Origin of the sequence: Shewanella sp. S1-49-MNA-CIBAN-0167 (assembly GCF_040310145.1) — a bacterium.
In the GTDB taxonomy this organism is placed as follows: Bacteria; Pseudomonadota; Gammaproteobacteria; order Enterobacterales; family Shewanellaceae; genus Shewanella; species Shewanella psychromarinicola.
Genome location: NZ_JBEOPO010000001.1, coordinates 99,403 through 116,064, shown reverse-complemented (window position 1 = coordinate 116,064; position 16,662 = coordinate 99,403). Strand labels below are relative to the sequence as shown.

The following is a 16,662-nucleotide window of genomic DNA, read 5'->3' as shown; positions in this document are numbered from 1 at the left end:
GCGAGCTAGATCGCTACTTTAGTTTGTGCTGCATCAAAAAAGGAGCCGATTGATCCCTGTAGGAACTTACTTGCTAGAAAGTGGATCAAATGCAATGACTGTAACTTGATAGCTAAACGTGCCTCAAATGTAATGGTAAAAATTATCTTGTCAGTAACACCAGCCTATATCCTAAGCTGATCATGACAAAAAATGCTGGTTTTAGGTTTATGTGCCAAAGGCTGCAATTACATACAGCCTTTGGCTCCATTAACCTTTAGCGCTAATGCTTAATGATGACTGTGTTTTGACTCCGTTGCAGGCTGATCATTTTTAGCCAATAACTTCATACTGGTAATGCAAGTGCGGCTGTTTTCATCCGTTGATATGACTTCTTTAGCTTCACGGTATACGCCATTTTTGTCACCATGATGAAAAGTGAACGCTAACTTGCGATCCCTAGGGACCCAAAAATCAATAAACCCGTCGGGTTGAGTGGTGACCATTTGATTGAGAATTTCCTCTCCGGTGGCGACATCAATAGCCGACATATGCATTTTTTCGCCGACCAATTCACCAGTACATCCCGTTGGAACATGGTTGGTGCACGGGTGAGTTTGACTTAAGAAAGGGGCAATAGATAAGAAAAATTGATCTTGTGGAATAGCAACCGATGCAGAACTGCCATTAGCAAATGAAGCCGTGATCTTATTGGGTAGCACTTTAACAACAATACCTTGATCATTTCTATATAATGAATTTGCGGTTAATACTGCTTCTTTATAGTTTAATTGTTCAAAATATTGTGCGTCCATAGGCTCTTGTGCTTGAACAAGGGTGCTAGCACCAAGCATGATGAAGCTGCTGATCAATAATTTTTTAAACATAATAGTACCTTTATACGTCATAGTTCGGGACATTGAGTGTTGAAATACACTCAGCATCCTCCCAAAAAAAGAGCTGTGTTGATTGTGAAATACGGTGTTTTTTGGAATAAACGATTAAGGCGGTGGGGACTGATCAATTAACATTACGGAGGTAAAATTAAGCAGTGGAGTTGGGGTAAACTCCATCGCGAGTTTATCGAAAGTAAATCCTATCGGCATCAATGCACAGGGCGCGCTATGCCAAATATCACAATGGCTGCATTTGTCGCAATTGTGTTTATCTGACGGTTCACATGGAGAAATAGCTTGAACCGTGGATTGCTGAGATAACGGCATTGAATCTGCTATAAATGCTTCGTTATCATGGCAATTGCAGGTACCGGCGCCGGTTTCATCAGATGTTGAAGCATGGCCCATGTGAGTCGATAACTGTTTTGCCGTCGACATGGAGACTTGGCTGTTTTCATGACAAGCAAGTGTACTATTCATCGCCATACTTGAGGACGTTAATCCTTGTAAGATGAGGGCAAACACTACCAGCAATGTTGTGGTTAGTTTCATGAATTCAACCGAGTGGATAATGACCTTTAGCCTATCATTGACCTCACTCGTGACTAAGATAAATTGCTTAAAACTATGAGTCACTTAACAGTTAATAACATTTTGATGGCCATTTATCGCCATTGGTTCCCTCGTAAACAAGGTTACAAACAAACTAATAATAACAATAATAAGGCTCATTTTAATGCATAAAACCGCAAGAACAGTTCATAAATGGCTGATGCTATTACTCGGACTGCAGTTTGTTATTTGGCCAGTGACGGGGGCATACATGGTGTTTATGCATATTGACTATATCCATGGGGATCCGCTAATAACTAACCCTCAGATAAAAATCAATCCCGATAAACTGCAGTACTCGTTGGCACAACTGTTACAGACTTACCCTCATGCTGAGCAAATCAGTGTGGGTAAGCTGATGGAGCAAGACGTATACCGTTTTTCAATCCCAAGCCAAACAGCGACTCAGCAGGTATTATTAAGCGCACAAACCGGTGAGCGTTTATCGCCACTAAATCAAACGACGGCCATTGCATTAGCCCAATATTATTACGCAGGTAATGAGCCTATCGATGAGGTGAGCTTACTGACCGACAATCCACCTTTTGAGCTGAGTGATCGACATTTACCCGCTTGGCGGATTAATTTCGAGCATTTCTCCGCACCATCAATTTATATCTCTGCCGACAGTGGACTTATCGTCGGTAAACGTCATGCCTTTTGGCGGATATTTGACTGGATGTTTCGCTTTCATGTGATGGATTATGGCGATGCTGAAGAGGTCGATAACCTGTTGTTATTTTGGATAGCATTGTTATCGACATTCGCCACTATTAGCGGGCTAGTATTAACTTACTTCAGGGTATTTGGGCGCAAAAGCAAACGTAAGCCCATGTATAGTAAGCGTAAAAATATATTTAAAAAACGCAATCACAGTGGAGCAGCCTAATGTTTTGGATCAGAAAACTGCATAAATGGGCATCGGTCATTGTGGGCATTCAATTACTGCTTTGGTTAATCAGCGGGCTGTATTTTAATCTTATGGATCACAATAAAGCCCAAGGCCTTAGTTACCGAAGCGATGCTCACGCCGTGGTGGCGGTAGACACTCATCGTTTGGTTGAACCTAAAATGGTTTTAGGTGCCTTTAAACCAAGCGTGTCACTCAACTTGATTACTTTATTAGATAAACCTTACTACTTATTAACCCATGAAAAAGGCTTATATAAACATCTTCGCCATGACTACACCTTGATTAATGCTTATCAGGGTAAACCGGTATTGATTGACGTCGAATTTGCGCAACGACTGGCCAAAGAATCCTATTCTGGCGAGGCTCAAATCAGTTCGACACATCTACTGATCCCGCCATTGGACGACTTTCCTAAACAGCAAAATGACACTTGGCAGATAAACTTTGCCGATGACATTGCCACCAGCGTTTATATTGAAGCCCAATCGGGCCGACTTGTCGGTCACAGTGATGAGCACAAACGTTTAGCCGAAGTGTTTTTTATGCTCCACTTTATGGATTACTTTAATGAAGGCGGTTTTAATAATATTCCTATTAAGATCTTTGCGTTTATCACCTTATGGTTAACCTTTAGCGGATTTATTTGGGTAATCGACATGTTGAAGCGCCACAAATACCGGCCTAAGTGGAAACCAAAATCAGCATTGTCTAAACGTGAAACCACGCTAAATTAATGAAATGGAATGTGTATCACACGATACCGACTATAAAGCGCTACCATTATGTTAAATAAAATGGGTATGATTGCTTGAAATATTTTTACTGATATAAAGGTCTGTTAAATTAGACCCTACAAACGACTTGGTTAAGGTTAAATGAGAGCAACGCTGTCAAACTATTGGATCATTGCAATGACTTTGCTGGCACTTGTCGGACAGGGGTTGCTGACTAATGACAGTTTTATGGTGCCAATGGCCCATGCAAAAATGGCTCAACAGACTGCGCCTTCAGATAGGCATGCTCACGATGATCTTGCTCAGCAGAGCATGTCGGTAAAAACCGACCGGGCAACCAACACCACAGCCGCAATGCCTCAAAAGGCAACGAAAAACTGTCATGATAATATGGTCAATGATGTGAATGACCCCATTAGCGCATCGGCACCGCAAACCAGCTGTTGTGATGGTTCGGGCTTTTGCAGTCTTGATTGCCATCATTGTTTGACCATTTCACTGGTAGCTAACCTTATTGACATTCAATTGCCGATGGCCAGCACCCCAATCCATTCGACATCAATTACCATGGTTGTTAACCGTGTTTCAATCGCTTTCCCTCCCGCGTTTCGCCCACCTATCGCTTAATTCAATTGATGATTTTTGTGCATTGAGCACATCCAATATAATTATTTTTTAGTATTTATTATCATGATTATTATCATGAATATCGAGGTTGTTATGAAAAAATTCTCCTTTTCTAGTGTGCTGTTAGGCGCGTTGATTGCCGTTATGCTCCCCGTCGCTCTGACATCACCAGTGGTTTATGGCGCAGAGCACGATCATGCCCAACATCAGTCAGCGACCAGTAAAACCTATACTTGCCCGATGCACCCTCAAGAAACCAGCGATAAAGAGGGACGTTGCCCCATCTGCAATATGTTTTTGGTCGTCAAAGATGAGCAACAAGAGTCTATCGTTGACGACAGCCAACATCATTCAGCAGCGGCCAGTAAAACCTATACTTGCCCGATGCACCCTCAAGAGACCAGCGATAAAGAGGGACGTTGTTCCATCTGCAATATGTTTTTAGTCGTCAAAGATGAGCAACAAGAGTCCATCACTAACGACAGCCAACATCATTCAGCGGTCAGTAAAACCTATACTTGCCCGATGCACCCTCAAGAAACCAGCGATAAAGAGGGACGTTGTCCCATCTGTAATATGTTTTTAGTCGTCAAAGATGAGCAAGACGAATTTACCGCTGACGACAGCCAACATCATTCAGCGGTCAGTAAAACCTATACTTGCCCGATGCACCCAGAAGAAACCAGCGATAAAGAGGGACGTTGTTCCATCTGTAATATGTTTTTAGTCGTCAAAGATGAGCAACAAGAGTCCAGCGCTGACGACATTCAACATTCAATGGCTAACATGTAAAGTGCTATTGCAATAGAACAAAGCCTAGCAGGCAAGATCAATTGATCCTTCTGTGCATCGAGCACATTCAATATTATTGTTTTTAGCGTTTTCATCATGGCTATCATGGTGAATATCGAGGTTGTTATGAAGAAATTCCCATTTTCTAGTGTGCTATTAGGCGCGATTGTTTGGGTAATGATCCCCGCAGCGCTCACATCACCAGTCGCTTATGGCGCAGAGCACGATCATGCCCAGCATCAGTCGCAAGCCAGCAAAACCTATACTTGCCCGATGCACCCTGAAGTGATCAGTGATAAAGAGGGAAGTTGTCCCATCTGTAATATGTTTCTCGTCGTCAAAGAGGATCAAGATGAGTCCAGCGTTGACGACACTCAACATCCAATGGCTAACATCAAAAGTGTCAGTCAGACAAACAAAAGCCAAGCAGACAAGGTGTTTGAGCAACCTAAGTCCGCATTACTGCCCACGGCAAATAACAAGGACAACGCTAAGGTAAAGTATGTCTGCCCAATGCATTCGCATGTGGTGTCCGATGCGCCTAGCACCTGCCCTATTTGCGGCATGAACCTTGAGAAAGTGACGGTGGCCGATGCCACCCAGAAAATCGGCAGTGCTGAGCCTAGCGGGGTGCAACCATCAATGGCTAACATGAAAAGTGTCAGTCAGACAAACAAAAGCCAAGCAGACAAGGTATTTGAACAACCTAAGCCCGCATTACTGCCCACGGCAAATAACAAGGACAGCACTAATGTAAAATATGTCTGCCCAATGCATTCGCATGTGGTGTCCGATGCGCCTGGCACCTGCCCTATTTGCGGCATGAACCTTGAGAAAGTGACGGTGACCGATGCCAGCAAAGAAATTGTGGTTGGCGTGTCTGGCGGTATGCAACAGGCACTGGGGATGCGAAGTCAGGTGGTTGAAAGAACCAGTTTATCTAGCCAAGTAAATACCATAGGCACAGTGCAATATAACGAAAATGCTATTGGCCATGTGCATACTCGTGCAACCGGATGGATAGAAACGCTTAAGGTGAATGACGTGGGACAAGAGATAAAAAAGGGCCAACTATTATATGAGCTTTACTCGCCCGAGCTAGTCAATGCCCAAGACGATTATTCCCAAGCACAAGACTACCTTAAACAAGATAACGAGCGTGGCAGTAGTTTATTGCTTAAAGCTCGTAAACGCTTAGCACTATTAGGTGTCGATAGCACGGTGATTAATCGCTTAGAAAAAACCGGTGAAACCATTTTTAAAGTGCCTTTTTATGCCCAGCAAGATGGCTTTATCAGTAAGTTAACGATCCGTCCCGGTATGTATATCCAGCCAGGCGATACCTTGTTTGAAATCGTTAACTTAGACAGTGTATGGGTCATTGCAGATGTATTTGAAAACGAGCAAAGTTGGCTACAAAAAGGCCGCAAAGTCACTGTCAGCGCAGCAGCGCTGGGACTGTTTGATATTGACTCGACGATTGACTATATCTACCCCGAATTAGATCCCGTCACCCGGGCTATGCAGGTACGGATCAAACTCAATAATCTTAACGACAAGCTCAGACCTGGCAGCTTAGTGGATGTCACCTTATTTGGCCTTCCTAAGGATAATGTGCTCACCGTCCCAACAGAGGCGCTCATTCTTACTGGCCGCGAGAACCGTATTGTGGTGCAACGCAGTGATACTAGCTTTGCTTCAGTGCCGGTAAAAATTGGCATGATAGCAGACGGTAAGGCCGAAATTTTAGACGGGCTGAATGAGCATGACAAAGTGGTCATATCTGGACAGTTTTTACTAGACTCAGAAGCCAGTATTCAAGGCAGTTTACAGCGTTTAACGAGTAATGATTCAACCACCCAAGATTCAACCCAAGATTCAACCACCACCGATGCTCACCAGCACTAAGGAGCACGCCAATGTTAGCAAAAATTATCAGTGCTTCAATAAAGCAACGCGTCATGGTGTTGATACTCACGGCCGTTATCGCGTTAGTGGGTTATCAAGCCATGCGCATGACACCTCTGGATGCGCTACCTGACTTATCAGATGTACAAGTCATTGTTAAAACCTCATACCCAGGCCAAGCTCCACAATTAGTTGAAGATCAAATTACCTACCCATTGTCATCGGCTATGCTTGCCGTGCCGGGTGCCAAAACGGTTCGCGGGTTCTCCATGTTTGGCGATTCATTCGTCTATGTCATTTTTGAAGATGGCACCGATATTTATTGGGCACGTTCACGAGTATTAGAATACTTATCACAAACCCAAGATCAACTGCCTGCTGGCGTCACGCCAAGCATTGGGCCAGATGCATCTGGTGTAGGTTGGATTTTCCAATACGCCTTAGTCGATCGCAACGGACAGTATGATTTAGCCCAATTACGTTCATTACAAGATTGGTTTTTAAAGCTTGAATTACAAAGTGTTGCAGGAGTATCAGAAGTTGCCACCGTTGGTGGCATGGAACAAACTTATCAAGTGGTTGTCGACCCGCATAAGTTGGCCCTGTATCAAATCGATTTAATGACCATTAAAAACGCCTTAGATGTCTCCAATAGCTCAACTGGTGGCTCGGTCACTGAAATGGCCGAAGCAGAATATATGATCACCTCAAGTGGTTATCGCCAAACCATTGCCGACTTTGCTGAAATCCCCTTAGGCATTTTGTCTGAAAACGGCACGCCGGTATTAATGAAAGACGTGGCCCAATTAAGAACCGGCCCGGCAGCGCGGCGCGGCATTGCAGAGCTAGATGGTAAAGGCGAAGTCGTCGGCGGTATTGTAGTGATGCGCTATGGTGAAAATGCGCTTGAAACCATTAATAATGTGAAGAAAAAACTCGAGCAAATCAGTAATGGACTCCCTGATGGTGTTGAGTTAGTCACCACTTATGACCGCTCAGAGTTAATCTTGCGCTCAGTCGATAACCTTACCCATAAAGTGCTTGAAGAAATGTTGGTAGTCGGACTCATATGCCTACTGTTTTTACTGCATGCCCGCTCAACCTTAGTGGCGATTATCACCTTACCTATTTCAATTTTAGTCAGTTTTATCGCCATGAATATCATTGGGGTCAATGCCAATATTATGAGTTTAGGCGGGATTGCCATTGCCATTGGTGCCGTGGTTGACGCGTCGATTGTGATGGTCGAAAACACCCATAAACATTTAGAACATTATCGTCAAAAACACGGTAAGGCTCCTGAGGGAGAAGATCACTGGCAACTGGTCAAAGAAGCCTCAATTGAGGTCGGCCCAGCGTTATTCTTCAGTTTGCTTATCATCACCTTAAGCTTTACGCCGGTATTTGCCCTTGAAGCGCAAGAAGGACGTTTATTTCATCCACTAGCCTTTACTAAAACCTTCGCCATGGCCGCATCGGCAATCTTAGCGATCACTTTAATTCCAGTATTAATGGGTTATTTTGTCCGCGGAAAAATCCCTGATGAACGTAAGAATCCTATCAGTCGAGTATTAATTGCCATATATCAGCCATTACTTAAATGGGTACTGCATTTCCCTAAAATCACCATTGGATTGGCGATTATTGTCCTATTCAGTGCTTACTACCCATTAAGCCAAATGGGCTCAGAGTTTATGCCCACCTTAGAAGAAGGTGATCTACTCTATATGCCGACCACCCTGCCCGGTGTCAGCGCAGGCAAAGCTGCAGAAATATTGCAGCAAACAGACCGTCTGATAAAAACCGTTCCCGAAGTCAAAAGGGTATTTGGCAAAGTAGGCCGCGCAATGACCGCGACCGATCCCGCGCCGCTAACCATGCTCGAAACCACCATTATGCTCAAACCCACAACTGAATGGCGTGATGGCGTAACCTTAGAAAGCATTATTGAAGAACTGCAACAAACCGTGCGTATTCCAGGGATGACCAATGCTTGGGTGCAACCGATTAAAACTCGCATCGATATGCTGTCTACCGGTGTTAGAACGCCTGTTGGCATAAAAATATCGGGATCGAATGTTGAGGAACTGCAACGGATTGGCGCTGAAATAGAAGCGGTAGTAAGCAAATTACCTGGAACAGTATCTGCATTCTCACAACGCAGTAGCGGCGGCCGTTATATTGATATTACCCCAGATCTTAAAAATGCCGCACGTTATGGCATGACCTTAAAAGACATCCAGGATGTAGTGCAAATAGCCATTGGCGGTATGACTATTGGTGAGTCGATTCAAGGTCAAGAGCGCTATCCCATCAATATTCGTTACCCACGAGAGTTACGTGACAATATTGAGAAGCTCAGAAATTTACCTGTGCTGACTAAAACGGGTAAGTACTTACCGTTAAGTTATTTAGCCGAACTCAAAATCATTGATGGCCCCCCTATGTTAGCCAGTGAAAATGGTCGCCTTATCTCATGGGTGTTTGTCGATCTAAAAGACATTTCTATCGGCGAATATATTATTGAAGCTGAAAAGGCACTCAAGCAACAAATTACTCTACCTGCGCGCTACAACTATAGCTTTGCTGGGCAGTACGAGTACATGCAACGGGTTGACGCTAAAATGAAAATGGTGATCCCATTAATGATTGCGGTGATTTTTATGCTACTGATGATGACGTTCAACTCAGTAATACAAGCATCTGTGATCATGCTAAGTTTGCCTTTTTCATTGGTGGGTAGTGCATGGCTGCTCTATGGGCTGGACTATAATTTTTCAGTCGCGGTATCGGTCGGTATGATTGCACTAGCCGGGGTCGCCGCCGAATTTGGCGTGGTAATGCAGGTCTATCTCAATAATAGTATTAAGGCCTATAAGCAAGCCGACAACTACCACAGTAAAGCGGATTTAACCGCCGCATTACTCGACGGTGCAGTAATGCGAATTCGGCCTAAAGCCATGACAGTCGCCACCATCTTTTTTGGTTTACTGCCGATAATGTGGGGTAGTGGTACGGGTAATGAAGTCATGCAAAAAATTGCCGCACCTATGGTGGGCGGCATGGTAACAGCGCCGCTATTGTCGCTATTTGTTATCCCGGCGATTTACTTGCTTATTTACGGCCGCACATTACCTAAGCAATAACGACAAACGTTAACGCTAAATACATTCACCCTAGAAACAACAATCCTCAAGTCACTCGGTGACTTGAGGATTATTTTTATGAGCGTTTATACTCATCTTATTGGTACTTACTAAATGGTTTTGATTTAGTTAACCTCTACTCAGGTTAAAAGATGGGGGTTATTGACGTTTAAGTGACTCATTTAACTGATCGACTTGATCTTGCTGCTTTTTACGGCAGGTGGCAATATCGTCTGGGTGACCATACTTGCAAGGGTCGCTTGCCAGAATGGCTCTAGGAAGATTAATCACCATATAGTCAGTGTCATTTTTATTGTCATCCCCATTGCCAGCCTTACCAATACGGATTGGATTTGTTCCACTACAAGCCGTTAGCAGCACTAAACTCGATAACAATGTTAATTGAATTATCAGCTGCTTCATTGTTGTAATATCCCTTGTTTTTCACGTGCGAGAATTACCATCCGAAACATACCCCATGCCATAATGACAGCACCAGTAACCAACATAATATTGATGAGTACAGGGTTGGCTAACATAGGTAAAAAGTCTTGGTTAAATCCGGCAAATATTCCGTAAAGTCCTAGGCCAAATAGTAATGTACCGGGAACATCGGTAATGGCCACTATCAGCATACTGCGGTTAATTCGTGCTAATGCGGCTTGAGTTGTTTCTTGGGTCATAGACTCATCCTTGGGTTTTATTCATCCTTTAAAGCCACTCGCAATGACATAGTTTTTTGCTTCAAGTTCCAATTCTGACCTTTATTATCCGTGATTATGTTGTGGGATCCAATAAAGTTATAATTGAGAAAAATCCACCTTGTGGATCAGTAAGAACAGAGAAACGACCTACATCAGGAATATCGGTCGCAGGCACACAGATGGTAGCTCCTAGACTTTTGGCTTTTGCAACTGAAGCATCGCAATCGTCGACAGCAAAATAATTCATCCAATGCGCAGGAGCATCGCCCCATTCTTCAGTCATTTCCAACATGCCACCAATGGCTTGCTCGCCGACATACAATTGCGTGTATTCAAACTCAGCCATGTCAGCTAGCTTGGTTTGGTAGCCTAATACATGGCTATAAAACTGTTTCGCGCCAGCGGTATCACGACAAGCAAGCTCAACCCAACATAGGGTATTTGATTCTTGCGATCGCTTGATGCCAATATGGTCTTGGCCTTGCCACAATGCAAAACGACAGCCTTCTGGATCTGTGCATAGCGCCATTCGACCAGCATCTGCGACAGAATGAGGCCCCGCAATAATCTCACCTCCAGCTTGAATCACAGCCATAGAGGTAGCATCGACATCATCGACCGCAAAATAAATTGTCCAATGAGTAGGTAATGCCTCCATTTCTGCCGGCATTGGGTACATTGCCGCAATATCATCACCGTCTATTTGCAGCATAGTATAATGCCCTTCTGGCATGGGCATATCATCGGCTTCCCAGCCAAATAATGCCTGATAAAATGCTTTACCTGCCGCCCAATCATGAGTCGCTAGTTCAATCCAGCAAGGTTGTCCTTGTTGATACTCTTGTACCTGCATTATCATCATCCTCTATAAAAAATAGTTGCTTTTATATGGCCAACATGAAACGTGTCTCATAAGTTAAATCGATATCAGCAGAAAAGCAAAAAGCCTTCAAACGAAGGCTTTTTTGAACAATTATAATTCTATGTAACAAGTTAAGATTATTTAAATACCGGTAAGATATCCGCCATTGCCAGTAAGTGACATGTTGCTGTGATCATCCCAAACAACACCACCAGTACAATCAGCGGAGTCCCACCTGGCACCTTAAAACCGTCGGCATTGGGATATTGTTGCCTCACTTTATAAGCCAACAAAGCGGGTACAATAACGGCCCATATGGTGGCCGCAAGCGCAGCAAATCCAATCGCTAAAATAAATCCATTCGGAAATAATAAACCCAGTATTGTCGGCGGTATAAACGTAACCGCGGCCGTTTTAATCCGTCCGGTGCGTGAATCATCAAAATTAAAGAGATCGGCAAGGTAGTCAAACAGCCCGAGTGTCACCCCTAAAAATGATGATGCAACGGCAAGATTGGCAAACAGGGTTAACATGTTATCAAGCCATTGGCTGGCAATCACCCCCGACAAGGCCGCGACTAACACCCCGATATTGCCCCCTTGCGCAATAATATCGGCAAACTGGCTGCGTTGAATATTGCCCATTGTCGCCACTAACCAACACACATAAATAACCAATGCGATACTGGTTCCAGTAACGATGGCTTTCACAATCGTATTGGCATCTTTACCGTAATACTTTACTAAGCTCGGCACGTTACCGTGATAACCAAAACTGGCCAACCCAAAAGGAATAGCAGCGAGTAAATAAGGCAGATAACGCGACTCACCATCGGGTGACGCCAATTTCACCGTGTCAATGTCGATTAATAAATTACCGATAGCCAAGAAGAAAGTGATCATCATACCACCGAGCATGATGGTGGTGATCCGATCGACCGCTTTAGTACTGATAAACACCACAAGTGCCAAGACAATAGCAAAAACCAAACCCGCCACGCTCTGAGGCAAACTAACACCCAGAGCCGATAAGCTGTGATTAACAATCGACCCGCCACCACTGATATAAGCATAGGTTAAAATATACAACACAAAGGCAATAGATACGCCGTTAATCACCCGCCAAAACTGCCCTAGAGTTACGCGGGTTAAGGTGTCAAAACTATCGCCAGGTTCAAAATGCAAATTGGCTTCTAATAACAGCAAACCCGACATTAACATGCAAAACCATACACCTAACAACATGGCTAATGAATAACCAAACCACATTCCTGCACTAACGACCGGCAAGGAAAACATGCCCGCACCGACTGTGGTCCCAGCAATAATCATCGCCCCACCCAATACTGACTTACCGCTAGCTCGATGCTTTGCTGCATTCATGTGGTTGGCCATTATTGTCCGTGCTCCGCTGCCACACTATCAACAATGGTTTGTCTTACTGAAGAACTGAGTAATTTATTGGCATTATCTCGAATTCTTATCACTTCAGAACGATTCTCGACACTGCATAAATATCCCAATTCTTTTAGTTTCACGCTCAAGGTGTTATACAACTTTTTATCATAAAATTCTGGTGCGGTAATGCCATGTAGAGCCCCTAAACGTTGGGCTAACATATGACTATCGGTTTCCAATCCTGAACGCTCAAGCTCCGGATTTATCGCCAGTAAATTAAAGATAATGGCATAGCGTTGCAACGTCTCATTGATGGTTTCAGCAAGCAGTAACACTTGAGTAATATGGTGAGGCGTGATCACCAACTGATCGCTACCGCTCAACAGACCTTGTTCAACCATAAAGTCTAAAATGCAATCTACATGTTTAGGAACATCATCAATACCCATAAAAAGTTCAGCTTTAAGTAATGGGTAAAAATCCATCACTATGGCATGGATTCGGGTGCGATCGCACACATCATAGTGCACTAAACAACTGGCGATGAGTGAAGGTAATGCCATTAAATGAATAATATTATTACGGTAATAACTCATGGTAATAGCAACTTTTTCATCAACCGAAATTATCTCGCCAATAAGGTCCTTAGTACTGACAAACTTATTTAACGACAGACAATGATCAACAATTGACTTGCCATTACCCTCTGCAACGGATGCGTAATGGGTATAAGGCACTGTGTTAAGTAATGCTAAATACAAATCAAGCTGACGTTCTAACTGGCTTCTTTCTAATGCATTTTGCTCTGATGCCAATAACACTAAACTGGTCAATGTCACCGAGCTGGCCGCAGCAGCGCCGTTGATATTGGTCATTACACGATTGGCTAGTAAGTTGACCGATGGGGTAAACCATGATGGTTTCTGATCAGGATCGTTCGCAATCTCTTTACGCCATTCTGGCGCCTGCTCGTTTAAGAAATGTTGTAAATTAATCGGCTCACCAAAGTTCACATAACCTTGGCCAAAATTGCCTAATTTACGCAGAGCCCCAAATAACTGCCAAACAGATTCTTTTTTCTTTTTCTTACCGCTTAATTCTTTATGGTAAGTGGCCACTTCCATCACATGGTCATAACCTAAATACACAGGCACTAAGGTCACAGGGCGTTCAATGCCACGTAACACACTATTAATAGTCATCGCTAACATACCGGTTTTAGGCGCTAGCAAACGCCCGGTACGAGAACGACCACCTTCAGTGAAATACTCGACCGAATAGCCCTTAGCAAATAACTGATCTAAGTATTCACGAAATACTGCGGTATAGAGTTTTTTTCCATTAAAACTACGACGGATAAAGAATGCTCCGCCACGACGGAACATAGGCCCAGCAGGCCAAAAGTTAAGATTAATACCGGCAGCAATGTGCGGTGGAACCATACCCTGATAATACAAAATATATGACAACAGTAAGTAATCCATATGACTACGATGACAAGGCACATAGACAATTTCATGGCCGTCATGATGTAACTGCCTTATCTGTTCTGCACCTTTGATATTGATACCACTGTATAATTTGTTCCATAACCAAGTGAGGAAGCGCTCGGCAATGCGCACAAAACTATCAGAATAGTCAGCGGCAATTTCATCAAGGTATTCAATGGCGGTTTCACGGGCTTTCTCGACAGATACTTTTTTGTTTACCGACTCTTCTTCAATGGCTTTCTTGATTGCATCAGATTTAAGTAACGACGCAAAAAGCACTTGCCGATTCGGTAATTGCTGCCCTGTCATCACTTTGCGTTGACGGCGGAAATGCACTCGCGCAACACGGATTAATTTGTGAGCAATTCTTTTATCGGTACCGTGTTCATCAGCCATAAGACGAAGCGATAATGCATTAGAAAACTGTACAAAATTGTGGCGACCTAGAAACAAAATCATTAGCCATTTTCGCAGCCAGGTCGGGTTTTCCCTTTCAAAAAAAGCCGCTTTCATGCTGTCATCTTCTTTACCCGGTGTACGGCCCCAATAAAGGCTCACAGGCACCAACTGAATATCTAACTCAGGACATTGACGATGAAGCGCTAACAGACTGGTAAAACTATTAATAAATTTTTCACCGCTTTCGCGTTTACCAAAAAGCGGTTTGCGGCCTTCAAGACAAACGATGCGTGATACTTTGAGGCCATCCAATTGCAGTGGCTCATATGGACTGGGCATACCAAAGCTCTCAGTGATTTCGCTTAATGCAGCGGCATCACTGATTGATTCTGTTTTCATAACATAAATCAGAGGTTTAGATGGATCTAAATTAAGATCGTCAAAAGGATCATGTGGCACAACAACCGTGAGTACCATCGATTTTTGAATCCATTTTAACGCTCGTAAAAATATTGAATCTGGTTTTGACATGGTTATTTTCGCAACATAAGCCACTGTAATATTGTCGTATAGGATACCAGAAACCAGCCTGCTTACACTATCAGACCGATTTATCTTTACGCTTGAGTTCTCACTATCAGAAATAACATCAGACAATCAATACACAATAACTAATAGAAACAGGTTGTTGAATGATACTTGACCAACAATATTCAAAAAAGAGTTGGTTAATACTTGCACGAACAAAAACACTGTATATAATGACAGTCACTGTATAAAAAGACAGGAACCATCATGAGACCGTTAACGCCGCGCCAAGCAGAAATTTTAGACTTAATTAAAAACAATATCACCGAAACAGGTATGCCACCCACTCGTGCTGAAATTGCGAGTCGTCTTGGCTTTAAAAGTGCTAATGCCGCCGAAGAGCATTTAAAAGCATTAGCCAAAAAAGGTTTTATCGAGATCATACCTGGTACCTCGAGAGGTATTCGTTTACCTCATGAAGAACAGCTTGAAATCGGTCTGCCACTCATTGGACAAGTTGCTGCTGGAGAGCCTATTTTGGCGCAAGAGCATGTAGAACAATATTATCAAGTCGACCCAAATATGTTTAAACCCGCCGCAGATTTTTTATTACGGGTTCGTGGTGATAGCATGAAAAACATTGGTATTTTAGAAGGCGACTTGCTCGCTGTACATAAAATGCAACAAGCGCGTAATGGTCAGGTTGTGGTGGCGCGTGTTGATGATGACGTCACCGTAAAACGATTCGAACAAAAAGGTAATATGATTTATCTGCATGCAGAAAATGAAGATTATAACCCGATAAAAGTAGATTTAAGTTGCCAAAGCCTAACCATCGAAGGGCTTGCAGTTGGCGTTATCCGTAATGGAGATTGGTCATGAACAAACTAATGGGCGTAGCGCCACGTCACCCAGGCTTATGGGTAGATTTAACTGAAACAGATCTGCATGGCAACCAAACCATTCAAACATTACAAACTGTCACCCAAGGTGAAGCAGAACTGAGTCAATTGTGTAGCCAACTGGCGACGTTGAGCCAACAAGGCAGATGGATTGTATTAATTAGTCCACCTCACATAGGCTATAAGCATATGCTGGCCAGTGCTGGAGTGAGAATGGATCGTATTTTACTGGTGCACACCAAAGATGAAGTCGAAACATTATGGGCCATGGAAAAAGCTCTCACGAGCGGAACTTCTAGTGCAGTGGTTACTTGGACAAGTTCACTCGATGCTCGCGATAGTCGTCGATTGGAAATTGTCGCTAAGAGCGCGCGAGCATTAGGCGTGGTAATTGAAGATGTGAATGCTCACTTACCTCACAAACATCAACTTGTTAACTCTACATTAACAAGTGGAGCAGGTAATTTTTGCTCATTTCACTAAGCATAAATCCTTAATTACCAAGCCCTGCATTGAATTCAGGGCTTTTTTTCATCTTTTTTTAGCCTATTTACCAACAAAGTGATCTTGATCAATGTTTAATCTACAAGTAATGTGGTTAACAAGGATGAAACATTCTTCATCTTTAATTGGATAAAATGACAGTAATCAAGATTACTGTCAGACAAATAATCCAAATAGAAATTGATAAGTTCAGTCGTAGGTACAAGCGTGGTGCACAGCTAACAATAAAAGCGTAGACAGTCTGTATACAACCACCAGAGTACTTTGAG

Annotated in this window: 15 protein-coding genes; 8 read left to right on the top strand and 7 right to left on the bottom strand. The window is 43.3% G+C overall.

Annotated features, from left to right (window positions below; all coding sequences use genetic code 11):
• Positions 1-269: 269 nt before the first annotated feature.
• Complete coding sequence (locus tag AAEZ00_RS00530) at positions 270-866, bottom strand: CueP family metal-binding protein (protein ID WP_351088006.1); 597 nt, start codon at positions 864-866, stop codon at positions 270-272.
• A gap of 114 nt (positions 867-980) precedes the next feature.
• Positions 981-1,427 (bottom strand): hypothetical protein, encoded by a 447-nt coding sequence (locus AAEZ00_RS00525; RefSeq protein ID WP_351088004.1) that lies wholly within the window; start codon positions 1,425-1,427, stop codon positions 981-983.
• A 184-nt stretch (positions 1,428-1,611) separates the two neighbouring features.
• On the opposite strand from AAEZ00_RS00525, the gene AAEZ00_RS00520 reads away from it, so the two are divergent.
• The 6 genes from AAEZ00_RS00520 (at position 1,612) to AAEZ00_RS00495 (ending at position 9,607) form a co-directional block, all read left to right on the top strand.
• A complete protein-coding gene (locus AAEZ00_RS00520; protein WP_351077248.1) occupies positions 1,612-2,376 on the top strand; it encodes a PepSY-associated transmembrane domain-containing protein in 765 nt (254 codons plus the stop codon).
• Positions 2,376-3,134: a PepSY domain-containing protein gene (locus AAEZ00_RS00515; protein ID WP_351077245.1), complete on the top strand. Its 759-nt coding sequence runs from the start codon at positions 2,376-2,378 to the stop codon at positions 3,132-3,134. The genes AAEZ00_RS00520 and AAEZ00_RS00515 overlap by 1 nt, the downstream gene beginning before the upstream one ends.
• A gap of 177 nt (positions 3,135-3,311) precedes the next feature.
• Positions 3,312-3,761, top strand: a complete 450-nt coding sequence (locus AAEZ00_RS00510) for a hypothetical protein (RefSeq protein WP_351077242.1) — start codon at positions 3,312-3,314, stop codon at positions 3,759-3,761.
• 93 nt (positions 3,762-3,854) lie between these two features.
• The gene (locus tag AAEZ00_RS00505; protein WP_351077239.1) at positions 3,855-4,553 is read left to right on the top strand and encodes a heavy metal-binding domain-containing protein; all 699 of its coding nucleotides are present in this window, start codon (positions 3,855-3,857) and stop codon (positions 4,551-4,553) included.
• A gap of 126 nt (positions 4,554-4,679) precedes the next feature.
• Entirely contained in the window at positions 4,680-6,461 is a 1,782-nt protein-coding gene (locus AAEZ00_RS00500) for an efflux RND transporter periplasmic adaptor subunit (RefSeq protein ID WP_351077236.1), read from the top strand.
• Positions 6,462-6,472: 11 nt separating this feature from the next.
• Complete coding sequence (locus tag AAEZ00_RS00495) at positions 6,473-9,607, top strand: efflux RND transporter permease subunit (protein WP_351088002.1); 3,135 nt, start codon at positions 6,473-6,475, stop codon at positions 9,605-9,607.
• A 159-nt stretch (positions 9,608-9,766) separates the two neighbouring features.
• Here the strand turns inward: AAEZ00_RS00495 and AAEZ00_RS00490 are convergent, their stop codons facing one another.
• From AAEZ00_RS00490 to plsB, 5 genes are all read right to left on the bottom strand, one after another.
• Entirely contained in the window at positions 9,767-10,030 is a 264-nt protein-coding gene (locus AAEZ00_RS00490; protein WP_124012720.1) for a hypothetical protein, read from the bottom strand.
• Entirely contained in the window at positions 10,027-10,290 is a 264-nt protein-coding gene (locus tag AAEZ00_RS00485; RefSeq protein WP_124012721.1) for a hypothetical protein, read from the bottom strand. Before AAEZ00_RS00485 ends, AAEZ00_RS00490 begins: the two co-directional genes overlap by 4 nt.
• Before the next feature lie 94 nt (positions 10,291-10,384).
• Complete coding sequence (locus tag AAEZ00_RS00480) at positions 10,385-11,164, bottom strand: VOC family protein (RefSeq protein ID WP_124012722.1); 780 nt, start codon at positions 11,162-11,164, stop codon at positions 10,385-10,387.
• Between the two features lie 146 nt (positions 11,165-11,310).
• The gene (gene mtr / locus AAEZ00_RS00475) at positions 11,311-12,567 is read right to left on the bottom strand and encodes a tryptophan permease (protein ID WP_124012723.1); all 1,257 of its coding nucleotides are present in this window, start codon (positions 12,565-12,567) and stop codon (positions 11,311-11,313) included.
• Entirely contained in the window at positions 12,567-14,990 is a 2,424-nt protein-coding gene (gene plsB / locus AAEZ00_RS00470) for a glycerol-3-phosphate 1-O-acyltransferase PlsB (RefSeq protein ID WP_124012724.1), read from the bottom strand. The genes mtr and plsB overlap by 1 nt, the downstream gene beginning before the upstream one ends.
• 264 nt (positions 14,991-15,254) lie before the next feature.
• Here plsB and lexA point away from each other — a divergent pair, with 264 nt between their 5' ends.
• Both lexA and AAEZ00_RS00460 read left to right on the top strand, forming a co-directional pair.
• The gene (gene lexA, locus AAEZ00_RS00465; protein ID WP_101033162.1) at positions 15,255-15,869 is read left to right on the top strand and encodes a transcriptional repressor LexA; all 615 of its coding nucleotides are present in this window, start codon (positions 15,255-15,257) and stop codon (positions 15,867-15,869) included.
• A complete protein-coding gene (locus tag AAEZ00_RS00460; protein WP_124012725.1) occupies positions 15,866-16,372 on the top strand; it encodes a cell division inhibitor SulA in 507 nt (168 codons plus the stop codon). The genes lexA and AAEZ00_RS00460 overlap by 4 nt, the downstream gene beginning before the upstream one ends.
• Positions 16,373-16,662: the final 290 nt, after the last annotated feature.